The following is a 21,332-nucleotide window of genomic DNA, read 5'->3' as shown; positions in this document are numbered from 1 at the left end:
TGAGATAACAAAAGCAAATTGAATTCGCGCGAGCATCAGCGCATCAAGCTGACTGATCATAAATGTAGCGAACATAAACGGTTACCCTTATCTGTTAGCTGAATAGCGCTAGCTTCCATGATACGCTCAAGTAACTGTCCGTAGCGGTCCATCAATCAGGACGATACGTGCTACGGACAATGGCTAAGTGTTATTTAGCATTATTGTCGTTTAGATAACATTTTAACTAAAATAGCTCGAATCGCTACTATTTAGTTAGATTAAACAGTTCATATCCTTATAAACTATAAATTATGTATTCTATGACAGTGTTAATAATATTTACTGTTCAAGTATTATGCGCCTGACCATGCGTACACGCAAGTTAGGTGAGCTTATTAATACACACCTATTAGTCATAATTGATTAACAATATTATTCAATGTAATTTCAAGTAATAGCCATTGTTTAAGTAAGGTTATCAATAGACACATAAGAGTAATCTAAAAAAACATTTTTTAATCAAATAATCAATCTACTATTAAATAAATACAGCGCTACTGAGATCAATTTTGCGCAGCCTCTGTCTGCGCAGGCATAGCAAGCAAGGAAAATTTATACCAGTAGCGCCTGATAATAGAGATACTTTTTTTATCTAGGACTGACTATAGTTGTTTAATGCATATTATAAAAATAGTGCTTATAAAAAATATTTGGGCTAATTTTTTAACTGCTGATGTAAAATTCGTCTCAGTGTCAGGATAGTTTGTGGATTTGATTGAATACTATGACCACCATTAATGACAGTCTCCGACGTTGCGCCATCAAGATGCGCGCTGGTATAGGGCACGATACCATCTGATAAACGTGAGGTTAACGCTTGGCTAATTTCTCCATCGACTGTGACAGCGGCGACAAGCGCTTCACTTGACAACGCATCTGTATCAGCGCTTGCATCATCGGTATTGCTTGTATCAATAGCTTCGATTGCACTACCTTTATCCTCTACAATTTCTTGCGATAAATCAAGTTTAACCCCTGCTGGTTGCATTTCCGCAAGGCCTCTAGTGATATCGGCATCATTATTGGCGATTATCGAATGATAAGTAATACGATTGTTAATACTGATGTCTTTAGTTAATTGAATAAAAGAGGATTTATCACTCAATTGACTGGCGCCATTTTGCAGATATAGTGCCCCTAATGGATTATTCGCCAAGTCACCTTGGATGGCAATAGTCGCTAAATTATCCGTCACGGTTTTTACTAAACCAACGGGTAGGTAAATAATGCGACGTAAGGCGCGAGTAAACCAGCGATCGGCATAGTCGGTACCTCGAAAAGGCGAGGATAAGAATACCGCTGTGTCGACTTGCGGTAGGGCGTTTAACTCAAACCGGTTACGCAGCTCTTTATTGGTAAGCGCTTGTTTGAGCATCGCATCGACCTGACGTTGGCTGCTATTAGCCAGTAAATCCTTGTCGTCCAAGGCATCCAAATTGTTCGCCAAATTATCATCAGACAGCATCATGCGAGCAATGATACCACCCATACTATGGCTGATAATGACGCTGTTTTTGCTGGCGAGATTTTGTCCTTTAGGGTCGGTCTGCTGATAAGTACTGCTGATTAATTCTTGGATTTGGTAGCGATTTTCTAAAATAGGTAAGTTGGTTGGATAAAATATTTGCCATACTTGATAGTTATTGCGTAACTTATCGTCATTAAAAATATCGTTGGTTAAATTGACCCACGTTGCTGGACTCGAAGCCAAACCATGCAGCATGATAATCACTCGTTTATCAGGGTCATAAGGCTCGAGCATAAAGAGTTTTGGTAGGTTGGCTTCTTTTTGGCGAGTAATGAGGTTTAAATAGCCGACACCGTCGAGTTGGTTTTCTGCCAGCCATAATCCATAACCGGCAGAGAAGTTGGCTGCAAGTGGATAGTCGTCGCCTAAAATATTGGCACTCTCACTGCGGTAAGGATTGTACAAATTTATATCAAGCTCCTCACTACTGAGAGTGCCGAGCACACTATCACCAGTGGGCTTAATCAACCCAGTCATCAGTAAATGTCCGGTAGGATAAATGCGCGAGCTAGCGTCATTCTCCTGTGTATTACCCTGTGCCTTGTTTCGTGCATTGTTATCCATATTGCCATTACCGTCTTCTTTATTTAATCGACCTGATAGCGAGGATACCAATAACTGACGGATAGTGGTGGTGTAGCGATCGTCCAATGAAGCAACCAAACTGATACCCAATCCTGGTCGTTTGCTGATTGAGTTAAGTCCAGATAGGCGCAGCTCGTAAGTCGAGACCAAGTCTGCAAGCGCTGAGGTTTGTTGATTGGCATTTTTTAGATAGTTGTTTTCATTGGGCAGATAGACATTGAGATCATAATTGTCTAGTTTTACCTTCATTACTTTGACTTGATCGGTAGGCTTACCGCTAAGTGGCGTTCCATTAGCAATCGCTGCTTGCTCACTGTTATCGATGCTATTTGCCGTAACTGATAGATACTCCAATTTTATATCGCCCATCATTCTATTGGTACTGCCTTTCGGTTGATATAACTGGGTAATCACGTCATTGCTGGCAGCATTATAGATATCTTGGGTTTGGATATCGATATCGCTTGGGATACGATTTTGCTGGCGAGTCCTGCCTTTTTCCTTATCTGCTCCTTGAAAATCATGGACTAAACTGTCGTAAAATAAATACGTATAACTTGATTTAATGGCGTCAAATAGCTGTCCTTGATAGTTCACTAAGCAGCTATTGGTTCTTTTCTGCTTTGCTTCAGTAGCTGCATCGTCTAAGGAGGCGTTGGCATAATAAGGATCAAGTGGCGGGCGCGCAAGCGCATTCTGGCAGTCTTGCGACTTTGCCAGCTCGCGTGCTTTAGCATAGTATAGCTCTGAAAAAACCGCCAACGCTGGGCGGTAATGTTCATTCAGCATACTGTCATTCAACTGCGTTAGGCACAAGTCAAATTGCTGCATACAGGCTTGCTCATTGAGACCTGCTGACAGTAAGACCGATGCAGTATCACTACTTAACTTGTCATCGGTAACAATATTGCCGCGCTGGGCAGAAATGGTCTTTGCGGACGCCTGTTTATTGACCGAGACAGTGCTACAAGCAGGCAATACTACCATCGCTGATACCAGTGCCAGCAGGGCAATAGGTCTCATATTATTATTAGTGAGCGTCGGCACATTATTGACAGGGTCAGCAAAAATCATAGGTAATTCCAGTTAATAATGGTCAGGAATGCATAATAAAGTGAGTATTAAATCAGAATGAGTGTAACGTAACTTTTGTGGTTCGACTATTGTTTTGATGCCTTGTATTAAAATAACACCAAATTTTATTGATACATTTTTTTAAACAGAAATAAATAAAGTCTGTCCAAAATAATATAAATATATTCAAAACAGTGTTCTATAGTTAGTAATAAAGGTGTGGTTTACTTAGCGTGTGTTTTAGGCAGAAAAAAGCGTCTTTATTTTATATTGTCGTTGTAACAATATAAAAAAAGACGCTAGAGTCACACTCTCAAATTATTTACGATTACAGTTTGAGGGTGCCTTTCTAATGGCATATTTTACGTAAGCCATTGTGCTTAAGTGATTTACATTTACATATTTGGTGCCGGTATGTCCCAAATATAAAACTTACCATCTTCAACTAGTTTGATTTGTTGACGGATAACGGCGTTATTAGGGACAGTCTGCTCAAGGCGACGCAGACGCTCTAATGCTTTGTCACGACGATCGCTTAATAAGTCTGACTGTGCCAAACTCTGCTCTGCTTCGGTGTAGCCTAGACTGACTGCTTTATCGAGGTATTTTTGCCCTTCTTTAAAACCGCCGCCTTCTGATAACATCAAGCCATATATGAAGTTGGCCTCAGCACTGTCAGGTTTGATTTTGATCGCGCGATCAATATACTGTCCGCCGCGTACCGTATATTCAGAGCCCAAATCTAAGTTACGCCCCATACCATTTAGTTTAGCTGCACGAAGTAGTACATCATACGAGGCATTTGATGATTTGGCATAAGTATCAATCCACTCTGTCATTACTTTGATTTTTTCACGAGCGTTGTGACGTTGGGTGCGGTTAGGAAAATTTGGTGGATAATGGCGAGCATTTGGCGATACGTCTTTAATAAAGTCATCCAATAGGCTGACGTCTAATTTATCGGTACCAAGGCCGTTTTGTTGCGATATCAACACCGTAGGCACAAAGCTAATATCCGAAAGTTGCACTTGTGGCGTTGGGATATTTGCCAACTGACCGCCACGTAAATCAATACCTGATGTGTTCATTGGTCCACGCTCATAAACCCGAGTGGTCCCTGTGAATTCAAGTTCTTGATTAGCTTGCGCTTGAGCCGCGTTTAAAGGCACACGGGTTGGTTGCGCGTTAGTTTGCTGAACATTGTTTGCTTGAGCACTGCCTTGTTCAACCGTATTGCTATTTAACGGTGCTTCAGATTGAGCGGTAGTATTAATAGAAGAATTAGGTGTAGCGCGGCGAATCACACGTTTGCTAGAATCGATTGCACTTGGTACGGTTGTGTTAGCCGCCGAAGCGCCATCTTCTGCCGCATTCGCAGGAGCAGACAGCATCATGGCACATGCTGCAGCTAATGCCGTTAAAGTCACAAGTTTGTGCGATTTGTTAGAGTTAGTCGGTTGGCTGATTGCTTTCATAAAAGTAGTTACCTTGTTTAATCGTTATGTTTAATAATTATGTTTACTAGTTATCTTGTTTATTTTATCGCTATTAATAAATCCGTTGATTAATAGTGATATCGCGATAATATCGAATTGTTATGGCAAAATCGTACAAATTTTCAATACCGTAGCAAATTAATATCAATGTTATCAGTAGTAGGATTGTTAAAAGTCCATACTGATTCATTCTTTGTAGCAGTTATAGCAAGGGATAAAGCCTACTATATCAATGATTATCGACGATCATAAATGATAAGCCGTGGCTTTCATCCGATTGGCCATCCAACGCATAGTGTGGCGTACGGGTGGTGGCAATGCTGCACCGCCATTGGCAAGCGCTAGCTCGCGATGGTGCAATTCCTCAATATCCATTTGCGCCAGTATTTCTCTTGAGCGCTGATCTTGTGCCGGTAGCTGTCCGATGTGGTCTTGTAAATGTTCGCTAACTTGCGCTTCTGTTTCTGCGACAAACCCTAAGCTAAACTCGTTAGAGATGGCACCTGCTATCGCCCCAAGACCGAATGACATGCCGTACCATAACGGGGTGAAAATACTAGGATGGCTGCCAAGCTCATCCAAACGCGTCTCACACCAAACCAAATGATCAACTTCTTCTTCAGCGGATTGCTGCATGGCTTGTTTAACGTTATCGTCTTTTGCCGTAAATGCTTGACCGTGATACAGCCCTTGCGCACACACTTCACCGGTATGATTGATACGCATCAAGCCTGCGACATGACGCGCCTCAGTGATACTCAGCTCAGGAATCTCATCATTGCTCACAGGCAATGGACGGGTGCTAGGGTTCGAATGCGGTACGACAGCTCGCAATGCCTTGTCTACCCCAAGCAGTAATTGATCGATTTTTGATAAGGGACGCAGGGCCATAATTCACTCCTGATGGCTTTTTTGACGAAATTTACTAAGAATATAATTTTGCTATTCAATACTTTAAAGCATATCAATGATAACAACTTGCTCAAAATCATTACTATAGCAAACAATACGGATTGTCGGCATCATAATTATGCGCTGACCGTCCAACTTATAATGACATCTGTCATAGTACTAGTGGTTCAAATTTTCCAACCCTTTAATCATGCCTATTAAGTTGATTGTCATCAGTTTGGATAATTGCATACTTGATATGCTTATTCAGCTTCAGATATAAAAACACCCCAAAGAAAATATTGAGCAAGCCGGTAACTAGAAATAATTGCGGTAATGACATTCCTAAACTGTTTAATACGATGATAGAAAAAATCGCTGAGCTGACCATAAATATCGCATTAAAGATATTGTTGGCACCGACGATGCGCGCGCGATGACTCTTGGGTGCATACGCCTGCATAGACGCATATAAAGGCACGATATATAAGCCGCCACTAAAGCCTAAAAAGAACAGATCGATAAAGACGCGCCAGCTACCAGTGATATTAAATAGTTCGCTCATGCCTATTAAAGTGTCCGAATTGACATCAATAGATAGTCCTGACAATGAAAAATATAAGTCGATAGCAAAAATACTTAAACCAGCGATGCCAAAGGGTAATAGTCGTAAGCTGACCTGATTTTTGGTCAGTCTTTTACAGAGTAATGAACCAATGGATACGCCAACTGAGAATAAGGTCAGCAGAAAAATGACCACTGACTCATCGCCGTGTAAAATAACTTTGCTGAATTCAGGCGTTTGGGTCAAAAATGTTGCCCCATAAAACCAGAACCAGCTATTACCTAGAATGACAAAGAATAAAAACCGTAACGAATATAAGTAGCGTACCGTTGCCACACTGGTGGTAAAAATATTCCAGTTAATCTTCAAATCAGGCTGCATCGCTGGCATGGTTGGTATAGCTCGTGCGGTGAAATAACCTAATGCCGCTATTACTAATACCGTTACGCTAATCCAGTATAGTGGCTGCGCTACTTGGGTTAGGACGCCAGCAATAATCATCCCGAGTAATATCGCTAGTGACGTGCCCATTTGAAATAGACCATTGGCACCGACCAACTCATCTTCTTTCATCGCTTGTGGTAAATAGGCATACTTAATAGGCCCAAAAAAGGTCGATTGTGTGCCCATCAAAAACAACGCCACAAATAATAATGCGTACCACTCAAATACAAAGCCTACTGCTGCTATCACCATAATTGACAGCTCAAGCAGTTTGGTTAAGCGTGTCAGCTTAGACTTTTCAAACTTATCAGCGATTTGCCCTGCGAGCGCTGAAAATAGGAAGTAGGGCAAAATAAATAGCATCGCTGCCAAGTTATTCAAAATACTGACCTCAACCCCAAGCTGGCTAGCAGCCGTGTAAGTCAGGACTAATATCAGCGCTTGCTTAAAAATATTGTCGTTAAAAGCACCCAAAAACTGGGTAAGAAACATGGCGCTAAAACGGCGACGCTTAAATAACTGAAACTGATTGGCCATGAAAATTCCTACAGATGGGTCGCGGCTAATAAATAAGAGAGAAAACAGATAACGTAGCTGTCAGTATATCGGTCATTAGTATCGAGAATTATCAACGCTATCAAAAACTTATCCAAATATGGCGTAGGTTTTATCAATGTTAAGCCGTATAATAGCAAGGCTTTGGTAAAAATACATGCGCCCAATGCTATGATTTAATAATTAACTAAGTTATGATTTGTAAATTTTAGCGGATCAAAGCCTGAAACAGCGAGCGCTAGCAAAGACTTGCTAGCATTCTACAAGGTTTATTATGAGCTATTATTTAGGCGATAATAGTCAAAGTAGTGCTCAAGCGAGAATCGTTTGAACAATAATAAGCAGATTCGTAATTAAATAACCTCAGTGAACTGAGCTAAGTTTATTCACCGGTAATACTTGATAGTTGCCACCTTCAGCGACCTTGTGCCGTGTGCAGCGATAGGAAATAAATATGAAACATCAGCTTTCAACGTCAGCGCGTAACTTAGCGGTTATGTCGCCTGCTATATTAGACAATCAAAGCTGCTTGACTAAGCCTATCGCTAGCAGTGACACCTCGCGTCTTGGTTTTACGCGCACGGCGCTTTTTAGTGCTTTGACCACTAGTTTGGTTGGCTTTGGCATCGCGCCAGTCGCTTTTGCCGCGACTACTGCCGATTTGAATAGCAACACCATTAATAATAGCCAGATAATTAAAAATAATGCGCGAGCGGCTCAGGCAACAACGGCAAAATCACCTTCTGAGTTACCGCCACTTTCTAATGACGATAAACAGCTCGATATTGCTTTGGATGCTTTGCGCTTAAAGAAGGCTGTCGAACAAGGTATTATTGAGCAGTCAGTATTGGATGATTATAGCGAGCAAAACCTAGGCATTAAAAAACCTGGTTCAAAAAAATCAGATGATAGCTTTAACGGTTTCAATAATAATATCGATGATTCAGGTAATGCTCAAGCAACTGACAATAATAAAGATTTAGCACAACAAGCGGCAGCGATACAGCAGCAAGGCTATCAAATGATGACGCCTGAAGAGATCGATCGCGAGCTAGCAGCGATGGATAGTCAGAATGCGCAAGATATTGATGGTATTAATGGCGTTAATAGTAGCGGCTTTGATGCGCCCATAGCTACTTTGGATGACCGTACGCCGCCGATTGGGCTGGATATGGGCTTGGATGCGACCAATATTCCAACACCGAGTAATCTAGAAACGTTAGGTACTAATGATAATGAAAGCGTAGCTGAACGTGCAGAGACCGCTGAAATCATGGCGCGTCCCATTAGTGTCAGTGACTCTGTCAGTAGCGGTAACGCTAATCAAGCCGTTGATAACGACATGTTAGCCACTATTAATAATTCAAATAATGGAGAAAATGCGCAGTCAGATGGCATCAACCCTGATGATTATTTGCCTGATTATCAAAACGACACCCAAGCAGTAACTGAAAGTATTGAGCAAGCCAAAAAGCCCAAACTAATGGCGCGTAACAAAGGTAATATCGTTAAGCGACTTTATAATCGTTTGTTTAATGCAGGCGCGATAAACCTACCACATATAGAAACAACGATTTATTTGCAACAAGCAGTGGCTGACAATGCAACCAATAATACTGCCAATGCGAAACCAAAATTAATCAAAGCCGATGATGATGTGCAGCCCATTAAAAATATTAAGGCGGCACTTGATGACACGACTGTCCAATCTGTCGTTGAATTTACGGCAGCGCTACCACGCTTACGTCAGACAGCGTTAGATGCAGCAAAAGCTGTTGGTTACTATGATGTCACCTTGCGTTTGCGCCAGCCTAATGCTGATACTATTGATGTTATTATTGAAAAGTTGGGTGAACCGGTACGCGTCGATAGTCGTATTATTGATATTCGCGGCGCAGGCAGCGAACAAGCAGAATTTGCCACATTAGAGAAAGACTTGCCGCCAAAAGAAGGCGATATCTTTAATCACCGCGTCTACAAAGACAGTAAATCTGCCCTCGAATCGCTTAGTAATACCTACGGTTACTTTGACCAATATTGGCTAAATAAATCAGTCGATATTATCTTGCCAGATAATACCGCTGATGTGTCACTGGTTTATAATACCGGTGATCGTTATCAATTTGATGAAGTGGTGTTTTTTACTTATGATAAAGACTCAGGTACGCTGACTCGAGATCCTGAGAAGCTACCGGTTGAATTATCACTATTAAAGCAACTGCTCGACTTTGAAACGGGCGATCCATTTTATCGTCCAGCTGTGACCAAATTCAGTAATGATTTGTCGGCAACCCGTTATTTTAATACCGTCAACGTCGAGTCGATTTTTCCACCAGATGAGCGCACTGAAAGCGCTACTTTAGCCTTTGATAATTCGCCAAATTCTGACAGCGCCGATACGTTAGATGATGATATCAATAACGCCTCTGATGTGAAGAATGCTCGCCAAATAGAAGGTGTGAGCAATGACGGCGAGGTTTATAGCACCAGCGGCGAAAAAGTGAATGCTGCTGACATCGCTGCCATCGAGTTTGAAGCTGACGAAGAGACACTTGAGAAACTGCAAGCGATTAAACAAAAAGCAGAGCGCCTAAGCCGTTTGCCAAATGATCGTGTGTTAGACGAAAAAGACCAAGCGTCAAATAATATTTTGGGTAAGATTAGTGACTCTATTAGTAATGTTGTACAAAAAATATTCCCTGATGAAAAAAACTTACTGGCTGACGAAAACTTTGTCCCGCCGACGCTAGCAGAACGTAAAACGCCGCAGGAAGTGTTAGAAAGTAAAAAAGTCCCATTGTATGTGTTTGTTTCCGCTAATAAACCACGCGATGCCCAAGTCGGTCTCGGTTATGGTACAGATACAGGCGTCCGTGCAACCGCTAAGATAGACTATAACCTTCTCAACCGTAAAGGCTATCAAGCAGGTTTTGAGACAGAAGTCTCCAGAATTACTAAAAATGCCAGCGTTTATGCGAGCCGACCATGGAAACACCCATTGAATGATAAGTTAGAGGCGCGTCTAACCTATGAAGAAGAAGTCATCGATCAAGGCGAAGGTAGCTTTGATTTGTCTACCAGAACTTTAAAAGCGTCATTAGCGCGTAACATTCGCCGCGACAGTGGCTGGAATCGTAGCTACTCTGCTCGCTACCGTTTAGATGAATTGCAAACGGGAATTGATGCAGCAGATTTAGATGATCTTCCTATACGCTTCACCTCCTCTAAACCTAAACAACAAGCATTGTTGTTTGGTTACGGCGTCAGTAAAGCAGATGTGGATAGCGCGACCAATCCTACTCGCGGCTTACGCCAATATTATTCGCTTGAAGCAGGGGCGGATAAAGCACTGAGCGATACTGACTTAGCAATCGTTCGCGCTGGCGTGAGCGGTATTTATAGCTTTGGGGCTGACGATAAACACCAAGTACTGGGTAGCGTAAATGCAGGTTATATTTGGGCAGATGACTTTTATGAGGTGCCCTATAAATTACGCTTCTTTGCCGGTGGCGATCAAAGTATTCGTGGCTATGACTACGAAAGCTTATCGCCAATCGATAAAGGCTATCTGACGGGTGGGCAAATTCTCGCGGTTGGTAGTGCAGAATATAACTATGAATTTAGACCGGGCTTTCGCGGTGCCGTTTTCACTGATGTCGGTAACGCCTATGATAAAGATTTTGATACGGACACCAAGGTTGGTGTGGGCGTTGGTATCCGCTGGGCGTCGCCAGTAGGTGTGGTACGTGTCGATGTAGCGGCTGGTGTGACAGAAGAGAGTATCCCTGTTAGGTTACATCTATTTATCGGATCGCCTTTATAGATACTTGATATAAGGTATCCAATATTAAGTAGCTTTTATTAGGTATCTTTTATTGAACACCTTTTATTGAGTCGCTTTTATTGAGTATTTAGTTAATATAAGCATCAAAGACAGTGCTATTTTTTATTCTAGCGATTGTTGGTAATCATTCTTTAACGTAGTTGAGTGTCATGTTGACCGAAAATACCCCGCCTAATAAGCCTTTGGATGAAGATCCAGCACAGCGAGATGCTCGTGCAGTAAGACGTTGGTACCCACTGTCTTTTTTGCTCAAACTGATGGTACTCATTCTTATTGTGCTGGCGATTATGTTTGCCATATTTTTATATGCCGCTGGTACTGAATCAGGTACTAAGTTTATTTTAGAGAAAATCAGTGCGGAAACAGGTATTGATTTTAAATATGGTCGCGGTAACTTGCGCGATGGTATTTGGGTCACTGACATCGACATCGTAGCGACCGATGAGCTTGAGATACTAGTAGATAAAGCATACGTCAAAATAGGCTGGCGCGCGGTTTTTGCTAAAGAAGTGCATTTACGCGATGCAGATATACAAACCATTGAGATTATCAATAAAAAGCCGCCAACGGGCGAAGCCTTTGATTATAAAACTCTCAGTTTGTCGGTCAATCTACGTTTTGATCAAGCAAAAGTAAAAACCATTATTTATAAACAAGTGACTAAAAAGCCTATTGTCATTCATGATATTACCGCTCGTGATTTAACATGGGTAGGTAGTAAAGTCACTGTGGGTCGTGGCGACCTACGATATGCCGATATTGTAAAAGTCAGTGCCTTAAAAGGCAATATCGATCTGCAAGGCGACTATCCGCTAGACCTTACGGCAATTGCCGAAGTTAGCGCATTAGAGAAAGTCTATGTAGATCCGCTTGATATTACGGCAACTGGTAGCCTAAAACGCACGGTAGGCAAGGTGCGTAGCCGCTATAATGACAGTGATGTGAGTGGTGATGTTGTGGTGCAAGGACTAGACGATGGCGCACCGTTCCAAGCCAAGCTGCAATGGGACGATATCCTTGTTCCTTATGCAGACAGTCAAAACATCCATCTCAAAAGTGGTACAGCGACGGCATCAGGCGTTATTTCTGAGATACGCTTGCGTATTAATACAGAATTAACCGCTAAAGATATCCCTTCAGGACATTATCAAGGGCGCGGAATCATTGCCAACAGTCAACTACGCATTGATAGTCTGAATGCCGACGTTCCTGCTGGGCGTCTGTTTGCGCAAGGTATTTTAGATTGGAAAAATAGCTTTGATGCCAAAGTAGTAGCGACTGGTAGTAATTTTGATATTCGCCGTGTCATTCCTAAAGACTATACCGACTATAAAGTCTACGCGCCGCAAAAGCTTAATGGTAAGCTTTTCGTCCATTATCAGCATAAAAATACCACCGGTAATCTACAGCTCAATGCTGATTTACAGCAGCGAGATGGTGAGCATGTCAACGCTAAAATCATACAGGGTAAAACTTTAGCCAAATCTAAACAAGCAGCTCCTTGGTATATTGATGCCACTTGGCAGAATCTAGTGCGCCGTCAATTACCAAATATTGGTAATGTTGATAGTCCAAGCGGCAAGGCGAGCGTCATCGTTCGTGGTTCGCGTTTATCGGTTGATGCCAATGCCGTCATTAATGAGCTTAATGTTGCGCCCAAAGGCAATTACGATGTGCGTGTACGCAAAGCTGGCGATGTCATCGATATCAACCGCCTAAATTATAAAGGGATAGTGGGCGACTTATCAGGGACTGGGCAGATTCAATTAGCGAATAAAAAACGTCCGCTAACTTGGCAGATTGATGCACGTACCAATGGCTTATTACCCAAACAATATCGCAGTGATTTACCACTTGAGCGTTTAACAGGACGTATTAGTGCGCGCGGAAGATTGCTAAATATCACTAAAAATCGCGTCAAAGGTCAGCGTCATATTATTAATTTTAATAATACCGACTTGCAGGCGCAACTTGATGCCACGCAAGATGGCCGTGCTATTGGTATAACGGGTAGCGGTGATGCTAGTGTAGACATTATCGGTGGTGAGCTCTCTGTCTTTGATGCGCGCTTTGACGGTCAAGTTGATACTGCTGATGTGCCCAAAGGTCGTTTATCGATTAATGCGGCAGGCACGCCAAAGCTTATTAGTATTCGTAAGTTAAATTATAACGGCGAAGCAGGTGCAGTAAAAGCCAATGGTGTGATTGACTTACGTCAGGATATCGGCTGGAATGTAGATGGTCGCTTTGATAAATTTAATTTAGGTTACTTTTTACCAAATAATGCCGCCATCATTACTGGCGATTTAAAAACCAGTGGTGTGTGGCAAAGTGCGCCAAAAAACAATGCCAAGGCAAAAGGCAAACTTAAAAACTTTGTGGTAAATTTTGATGGCGTTTTAGATGCTGAGCAATTACCAGCAGGTAAACTCACCATCGATGCCAGTGGCGATGCTCAACTGATTCGTATCAAGCGCTTCCGTCATGTAGGCGCGGCAGGAAGTATCGATGCTAAGGGCACCGTTGATGTCCGTCAAGGTATCGCTTGGGATATCGATGCAGTCATGGATCGTTTTAACTTGGGTTATTTTTTCAAAGACATACCGAGTACCATCACTGGTAGTATAGATACAAATGGACGCTGGAGCGATACGCAGCAAATCATCAATATCAAGCAAGTTAACTTGAATGGTATGCTAAAAGGTCAGCCGCTCAGTGCCAAAGGTAGCTTGAATGCGAAGATGCATTTACCAAAAGACTTAGCAAGCTATTTTAAACGCTTACAGACACAAGATGCGCAGGCACAATATAAGCAAGTTAATGCCTTAATCGATAGCTTAAACGCTAATAATTTGGTGCTGCGCTGGGGTGATAACTATATAACCGCCAATGGCAATGCCAAACAACTACAAACGAAGATTAACATTACCAGTCTTGACCAGCTCTCAGACAAGCTTGCCGGTAAAGTATCTGGCGGCGCTACCTTATCGCAGCCAGCAGGACAGGCGTTACCAACTATCTATATTGACTTGGTTGGTGAACGTATTTCGCTGCCAGGTTTTATATTACATCAAGGTCGTATTCGCGGCAAACTGGTTAATTTGGCAAATAGTCCAAGCCAGCTTATTGTCACGGCTAAAGGTTTAGACGTAGCGGGACAAAGTTTTAAAAGCTTAGATGCCACTTTCAATGGTACTGAGCGAGCGCACGTGGTCAATCTTGATGTGGCTAATGAGGAGCTTGATATTTCTGCTAGGCTCAAAGGCGGCTTTAATCGAGATCAACTGAGCTGGTCAGGGGTGGTTGGTAAGGGTCAAGTCAAATCAAAATATGCCACTTTAAACCAATTGCAGCCTGCGCAACTAATCGTTAATTTACCCAAAAAACAAGGTAAAAATAGCACGGATTTAAAAGTACAGTTGGCGGCGCACTGTTGGCAGGCGACCGATCAAACAGGCAAGCTATGCTTACGTAAAAACCTCATCGCTTCAGCGGCAAGTGGCCAAGTTGATTTAGCCATACAAAAATTAGATACGTCGCTATTTTCGGCATTTCTACCGAAAGATATCGATTGGCATGGCAAGATTAACGGTAAAGCCATTATTGGTTGGCAACGCGGAGGTCCACCGACTATTAATACCACGCTATATTCTGACAATGGTAAAATAGGCTTAATTCAAGATGGTGATAGCTTGCCTGTCACCTTACCTTATAAGCGTATCTCGCTCATTGCTGTGTCAGTGCCTAATGGTCTAAAAATACGCTCAGATATCAATACAGGTCGCGGTGCTCGTGGCTATGCAGAAGTCATCGTCGATCCTTATAAAACGCCAAAACCAATTTCAGGTGCGCTGGTGCTCAATGAGCTTAATTTGGCCATTTTCAAGCCTTTCTTTCCTGGGATGCGGGTGCTTGAAGGCAATATTACGATGGCAGGTGGCTTGGGTGGTACGCTAGATAAGCCGCAGTTCTATGGTGATGTGAAGTTGGCTGATGGTCGTGTGGCGATGCTTGGTTTACCGGTTAACTTAAATAAAGTCAATGCCAACGCCAAAATTCGTGGTACGCAAGCGGTCATTGATGGTAAGTTTAATAGTGGCACTGGTACTGGGACACTGACCGGCACCGTTGATTGGCAACAAAAACTACAGGCAAAACTGAGTGTTATTGGCAAGCGCTTAGTGTTAACCCAGCCGCCATTATTAGTGGCTGAGGTCAATCCTGATATCGATATTATCGTCCGTCCAGGCGATCGTTATGTCAATATTACAGGGGCAGTCAGTGTACCTTCAGCGACCATTCGTCCACCAGAAGCCAGTGAAGATATTATTACGCAAAGCGAAGACGTCGTTGTGCTTGACCGTCGCCTCATTGGTAATATTGATGAGGTTTTGGCCATCTCGAAACCTTGGTCGATCAACGCTGATATCGGTATCGATTTGGGTAATGATATTAACTTCCGTGGTTTTGGTGCGGTCATTCCTTTGGCAGGGGCGATTAATGTCACTCAAAACGGTACGGGCATCATGCGCGCAAAAGGTGTCGTGCAAGTATCACGTCGCACCAATATCAACGCCTTTGGTCAGAATCTAGAGCTTAACTACGGTCAAGTGCGCTTTAATGGTGATGTGATGAAGCCTAATCTCAGTATTGAGGCGGTCAAAAACATTAGCGGTAAAACAGTCGGTGTGCGTGTCAAAGGTAACACTGAAAGTCCCAATATCATCGTCTTTAATAATGCAGGACTTACTCAGCAGCAAGCGATGAATGCTTTGATTACCGGTCGTATTAATAATAAGAGCGCCACTCAAATCAGTGAACAAGGATTTAAATCTCAGGTCACCAATAACTTAGCCGCTGCCGGACTGAGTTTTGGGCTGAGTGGTACACGCAATCTAACCAATCAAATTGGTCAAGCATTTGGCTTCCAAAGCTTAACCGTTGATGCCTCAGGCAGTAGCGAAGATACTAACGTCAACGTCACTGGTTACGTGACTCCTGACTTGTATATCCGCTACGGTGTGGGTGTCTTTAATGCGCAAAACAGTCTATCTATACGTTATCAGCTCACGCGCCGTATTTATGTAGAAGCAACGTCAGCAGCGGAAAATGCGGTGGATGTGGTCTACAGCTGGCAGTTCTAAATGGTGCAGCGAGATATTTGCCATTGCTGTGATTATGACTGATAAAAAATAGCGCTTAATAATTTTATCCAATAAAAAACGCCTTTATTAAAAGGCGTTTTTTTATGAGAATGACGGTCTGCTTATTTGGTTAAAATTAAGCGGTTATTGCGCGTTAAGCGTAAGCGATATTCTTCACCTTCATGCTCGATACGCACTTCTTTAGTCAAAGCAAACAGATGCTGTGATTGCAAAGTAGGCAAGCGGTTTTCGCGGCAGTTTAAATAGCGAGAGATAACCATGCTCATAATAAAATCCTTTTGATAAAATAGTAAAATAAATAGAAGCAACAGAAAACAAGTTATTAACGATAATAATTATCATTTAGATTGGTAACTTTTGCAAGCTAATTAATAAAATAAATTGCGGCGATTGTGTAAACTCATCTAACACCGTTGTTAGATGAGCATTCAATCACCGCAATAAAACACCCTATTAACAGGTCACTCTATTAGTGAAGGAAAATATTATGGCCAGTCAAACAACTATGCCCATAAAAAAAGATTCAATAACGATAATAAATGTCGCGGTTGCTGTTATTCATTATAAAAATCAGTATTTGCTTGGGTTTAGAGACGCGTCCCAGCATCAGGGCAATCGCTATGAGTTTGTTGGTGGCAAAATAGAGCACAACGAAACCGCCAAACAAGCACTCATACGGGAAGTCGCCGAAGAAATAGGCATCGAGATTGATAATAATATCGCCGTTAAGCTTGGCAGGTTGCACCACGATTATGGTGATAAGCAGGTCTGCTTACAGGTCTACTGTATTGAGATAACAGCATTACAATATGAGCAATATAAAAACCAAAGCCATGGTTTAGAAGGTCAGGCGCTAACTTGGGTAGATAAATCAAAGTTATTAAAAGGCGATTACCATTTACCAGCGGCCAATAAGACGATTCTTGACTGGTTACGATTACCAGCGCAAATAGCAATTACTTATCCATTGGCACATTTTAGTGAATATCCGCAACCGATGGCAGCGTGGTTAACGTATCACAAGGAGTATTTAGCTGAAGAAGCTTGGGTTTATGTTCGAATTAGAGCAGCAGGTTTAGAGGGTAGTGCGGATAATACAGCGCAATTGCTGCGCTTACGACCTGATATTAAAGCAATTGTGCCTTATCATTCATATTCTAATAATACAAATTGTCAGGTTTCAAAAGCTGAGTCTTTAAAAGCTAAATATCTAAAAGCTGAGGACTCAATAATTGATAGCCAAATTGTTGCAAACCACTTAACTCATAGTCAACTCATGCAATGGTTAAACACAGTTGAGAAAGACAATGTATCTAACTGTACGATATCTGCAAGTTTGCCAATAATAGTCAGTTGTCATGATATTGATAGCATTGAGGCTGCCAATCAGTTGGCTTGTGCGCGTCTAACACAGCAACTATCGCCGGTCATCGGTATATTTTTATCGCCTGTATTATTTACTCAAACCCATCCTGATGTGCCGCCACTTGGTTGGAAGGCTTGGTCAGAGTTAGCGGAGTTAGCGAATATGCCAGTTATCGGTTTGGGTGGTCTGTCACCGTCGATGATCGAGCAAGCAGTACAACATGGCGGTGTTGCAGTTGCGGGTATTCGCCAGTTTTTTAAGTAGTTTTTAAAGTAGTGCTTAAAGTCATTTTCAACGCTTTCCTAAACTAAAAGGTTGCGCAAATACGCCTCAAATCAGTGAATAAAGTGAACTGTAAAATGAGTAAAAGCGCATAGTTGCACCGGATAAATCACTGATTTTAAATATATTTGAGCAGTGAGCAATTTTGTGTGCGTTTTATCGCCTAAATATAGAATTACTTACAAACCGTTGCGTTTTCCTACATTGCTACACTGTTTTGATAGTGATTTTGCCATTAATATAAACCATCAAATTAATAAAGGTCGCTGAATCAGTTCTTGATAGGTAATTTGTTTATCTATTGCGGCGATTTTTCTTAAAGGTTATTGCAAATAAAGGTCATCAAAAAGCTAATTTTCATTTATCTTTTACATTGAATGTAAGTAGTGTGAATTATTTTTTATCTATCTAATATTTGTATCTATCTAATAAATAAAGAATTTCTGACAATCACTATTAACCAATGGTACTCATATGAAAACCACTAAGTTACCGAAGTCAGCATGGTCTGATTCTCAGGCAGCTGGTTATCAATCTCATCAGCAAGCTAGTCAGCTACCTAAGTATTATCTAAATAAAGATAGTGCGTCCCAAGTGAGCAATGTTGGTCCCGCCAGCAATGACGCTAGCTATCATCATCAAGAGTGGAATGACGAACTCATGAATAATATGGTGAAAGGCACGTCTACAAAAACCAGCTCTTATGGCTATAAAAAAGCACAACTTAGTACCAATGCAAGTAGTACCGATGCAAGTAGTACTAATTTAGAGATGGATACTAATACATCATTGTCGATGCCGTTAAGTACAAAAGCCGTAGAAGTCGGAACAGTCAAAATTTCAAATAATGATCTTAAAAAACTATCTAAAAATAATAAATCTAAAAATAATACATCTAAATCAAATAACAATACTTCTGCTAAAGACGCTACGCTAGGTGTCACAGAGATACCGGAGCGCATATTTATGAATGGTCTTATCAAGCATACAGGCATTGCCCTAGCGATTATTATACCGTTAGCGGCGTTTTCAGCTTATGCGGCTTCACCACCTGTTAGTCCACCGTCAGCTGTTGCCACAAACACTAAAACTACCACCGAAACGCTATCGGTAAAACCTAGTAGCATTATTCATAAATCTGCTAATACACCAACTACTGTCGATAGTGTCGATCTGAAAAAATACGCGGGAACTTGGTATGAGATAGGTCGTTTGCCGATGTATTTCCAGCGCAATTGCGCTAGCGATGTTACGGCTACTTATGTTGAAAAAACGGATGGCTCGGGTATCAAGGTTATTAACGAATGCAAAGCTGAAGATGGTTCAGGGATTATGGCTGAGGGCTTAGCGAAACCAGCTGATAATACTGGTAGTAAGTTGAAAGTAACTTTCTTGCCATCATGGATTCGTTGGTTGCCTGTCGGTCGCGCAGATTATTGGGTATTGGCACGTGATCCTGACTACCAAACAGCATTAGTCGGTACACCTGATAAGAAATATTTATGGCTATTAGCCCGCTCGCCAAATGTGAATCAAGAGACTTATGCTAAATATCGTCAGATTGCCCAGCAACAAGGTTACGATTTAAAAGAATTTAAACTGACTTCGCAAAGCAATCAAACCGTCAATCTGGTTCCATAGAAGTTTAATAGCTACTTAAAGCGCTTATATTTGCTATGTGGTCAGTCAGCTTTTAGTCGATTCATAATGAGGCAGCATAATACGCTGCCTTTATTTTTATAATAAAGAAGCTGTCGCTATTAAATACTTTATAAATCACACAACAGGGTTAGCACTAGCAAAATAGGGCGTTTTAAGCTAAAATCTAGCTTATCTAAATACTCTGACGATAATAACTGATGACAGTAGTCGTCCGTTAGCGTGCTAGCGTCATCGATTAGACTATATATAACTTATCTATTAATACTTTCTGTTAATGCTTCTTCCTACTTTACTGATTCCCTAATACTGACCATAAGGATGTTTCTCGTGAGTAACGCTGATACCTTACGCCAATTACATCAAGACCACTTGAGCAACTATAACAATCAAGAGCAACAAGCGATTGAGCTGATGGGGCTATTGAACAAGCTCTATAATGAGCAAGATGTGCAAGTGACGTTGTTTGGTGATACGCTAGATACCAATTCAGTAGGTCAAATATTGGCACTGCATCAAAAAGTAGCGCTGCGTGACCAAGGCGCTCATGCTATTGATATCGCCGACACGTTAGCGATGGTTAAAGTTATCGCAGAAAATAAAGCGCTTCAAGCTACTCGTGTCGATGTGGGTCAGCTGATTGCGAATGACAGCGGTATCCAAGCGGCACTGCAATCTATTGGCGCTAACAAGGGTGATATGAATGGCGCGACTGATGTTGTGCTATACGGTTTTGGTCGTATCGGTCGTATCTTAACGCGCTTATTACTATCACAAGCATCAAGCACCAAAGGTATGCAATTAAAAGCCATTGTCGTCCGTCCTGCAGCTGCTGGCGACCTAGCCAAGCGTGCGTCATTGCTAGAGCGTGATTCGATTCATGGTAGCTTTGCAGGTGGTGTGATTGTCGATAACGAAAACAACGGTTTGATTATCAATGGTCGCTTTGTACAAGTTATCTACGCCAACGATCCAAGCGATATCGACTATACTGCTTATGGTATCGATAATGCGTTAGTAATTGATAATACCGGTATCTGGAAAGATGAAGCCGGTCTTGGTAAGCATCTACAAGCTACAGGTGTGAAGAAAGTGTTGCTAACCGCACCTGCTGGCGGTGAGATTAAAAATGTCGTTTATGGCGTCAATAATGATACCGTTGGCGATGATACGATTGTTAGTGCTGCAAGCTGTACTACTAACGCTATTACGCCAACGCTGAAAGTATTGAATGATGAATATGGTATCGAAAACGGTCATGTTGAAACCATTCACTCGTTTACCAATGATCAAAACCTGATTGATAATTACCATAAAGCTGATCGCCGTGGTCGTAGTGCCGTATTGAATATGGTTATTACCAGTACTGGCGCTGCCAAAGCAGTGGGTAAAGCACTACCAGAGCTGAGCGGTAAATTGACGGGTAATGCCATCCGTGTGCCGACACCAAACGTTAGCTTAGCGATTTTAAACTTAAATCTTAAAACGGCGCCAGCCAGTGCTGATGCGTTAAATGAATTTATGCGTAAAGTCTCTAATAGCAATCAGTGGCAAACGCAGATCGCTTATACCGATTCTACAGAAGCCGTATCAACTGACTTTGTTGGCGATACTCATGTCGGTATTGTGGATGCGCAAGCGACTATTCTCACTGATAACCATGCTATTGTTTACATCTGGTATGACAACGAAGTAGGCTATAGCACACAAGTATTGCGTTTAGCAGCACAAATGGCAGGAATCAGTTACACTCAGATTCCAGCATAAAGTATCTGGACTGATTTTATATTGATACCGTGTTATGGTAAAAATGATGCCGTTACTTGAGCCAATATG

General features: G+C 41.8%; 10 protein-coding genes. 5 read left to right on the top strand and 5 right to left on the bottom strand.

Annotated features, from left to right (window positions below; all coding sequences use genetic code 11):
- Positions 1 to 697 precede the first annotated feature (697 nt).
- From WAZ74_RS05145 to WAZ74_RS05130, 4 genes are all read right to left on the bottom strand, one after another.
- The gene (locus tag WAZ74_RS05145; protein ID WP_422306481.1) at positions 698 to 3,229 is read right to left on the bottom strand and encodes an esterase/lipase family protein; all 2,532 of its coding nucleotides are present in this window, start codon (positions 3,227 to 3,229) and stop codon (positions 698 to 700) included.
- A 395-nt stretch (positions 3,230 to 3,624) separates the two neighbouring features.
- Positions 3,625 to 4,704 carry a tetratricopeptide repeat protein gene (locus WAZ74_RS05140; protein WP_422306479.1) on the bottom strand — a complete coding sequence of 360 codons (1,080 nt, stop codon included), beginning with the start codon at positions 4,702 to 4,704 and terminating at the stop codon, positions 3,625 to 3,627.
- Positions 4,705 to 4,971: 267 nt separating this feature from the next.
- Positions 4,972 to 5,610 (bottom strand): 2-polyprenyl-3-methyl-6-methoxy-1,4-benzoquinone monooxygenase, encoded by a 639-nt coding sequence (coq7, locus tag WAZ74_RS05135; protein ID WP_422306486.1) that lies wholly within the window; start codon positions 5,608 to 5,610, stop codon positions 4,972 to 4,974.
- Between the two features lie 211 nt (positions 5,611 to 5,821).
- Positions 5,822 to 7,162, bottom strand: coding sequence for an MFS transporter (locus tag WAZ74_RS05130; RefSeq protein ID WP_422306477.1), 1,341 nt, complete (start codon positions 7,160 to 7,162; stop codon positions 5,822 to 5,824).
- 472 nt (positions 7,163 to 7,634) lie between these two features.
- On the opposite strand from WAZ74_RS05130, the gene WAZ74_RS05125 reads away from it, so the two are divergent.
- The gene (locus WAZ74_RS05125) at positions 7,635 to 11,003 is read left to right on the top strand and encodes an autotransporter assembly complex protein TamA (protein ID WP_422306475.1); all 3,369 of its coding nucleotides are present in this window, start codon (positions 7,635 to 7,637) and stop codon (positions 11,001 to 11,003) included.
- Positions 11,004 to 11,173: 170 nt separating this feature from the next.
- Positions 11,174 to 16,168: a translocation/assembly module TamB domain-containing protein gene (locus tag WAZ74_RS05120; RefSeq protein WP_422306473.1), complete on the top strand. Its 4,995-nt coding sequence runs from the start codon at positions 11,174 to 11,176 to the stop codon at positions 16,166 to 16,168.
- A gap of 122 nt (positions 16,169 to 16,290) precedes the next feature.
- Here the strand turns inward: WAZ74_RS05120 and hemP are convergent, their stop codons facing one another.
- A complete protein-coding gene (gene hemP / locus WAZ74_RS05115; protein WP_227672156.1) occupies positions 16,291 to 16,449 on the bottom strand; it encodes a hemin uptake protein HemP in 159 nt (52 codons plus the stop codon).
- 227 nt (positions 16,450 to 16,676) lie between these two features.
- On the opposite strand from hemP, the gene WAZ74_RS05110 reads away from it, so the two are divergent.
- From WAZ74_RS05110 to WAZ74_RS05100, 3 genes are all read left to right on the top strand, one after another.
- Entirely contained in the window at positions 16,677 to 17,819 is a 1,143-nt protein-coding gene (locus WAZ74_RS05110) for an NUDIX domain-containing protein (protein ID WP_422306471.1), read from the top strand.
- 492 nt (positions 17,820 to 18,311) lie between these two features.
- The gene (locus WAZ74_RS05105; protein ID WP_422306469.1) at positions 18,312 to 19,478 is read left to right on the top strand and encodes a lipocalin family protein; all 1,167 of its coding nucleotides are present in this window, start codon (positions 18,312 to 18,314) and stop codon (positions 19,476 to 19,478) included.
- Between the two features lie 339 nt (positions 19,479 to 19,817).
- Complete coding sequence (locus tag WAZ74_RS05100) at positions 19,818 to 21,263, top strand: glyceraldehyde-3-phosphate dehydrogenase (RefSeq protein WP_422306467.1); 1,446 nt, start codon at positions 19,818 to 19,820, stop codon at positions 21,261 to 21,263.
- Positions 21,264 to 21,332 lie beyond the last annotated feature (69 nt).

This window comes from Psychrobacter sp. (assembly GCF_049295055.1).
Lineage (GTDB): Bacteria > Pseudomonadota > Gammaproteobacteria > Pseudomonadales > Moraxellaceae > Psychrobacter.
The sequence above is the reverse complement of the archived record's forward strand: the minus strand, read 5'-3'. Positions and strand labels throughout refer to the sequence as shown.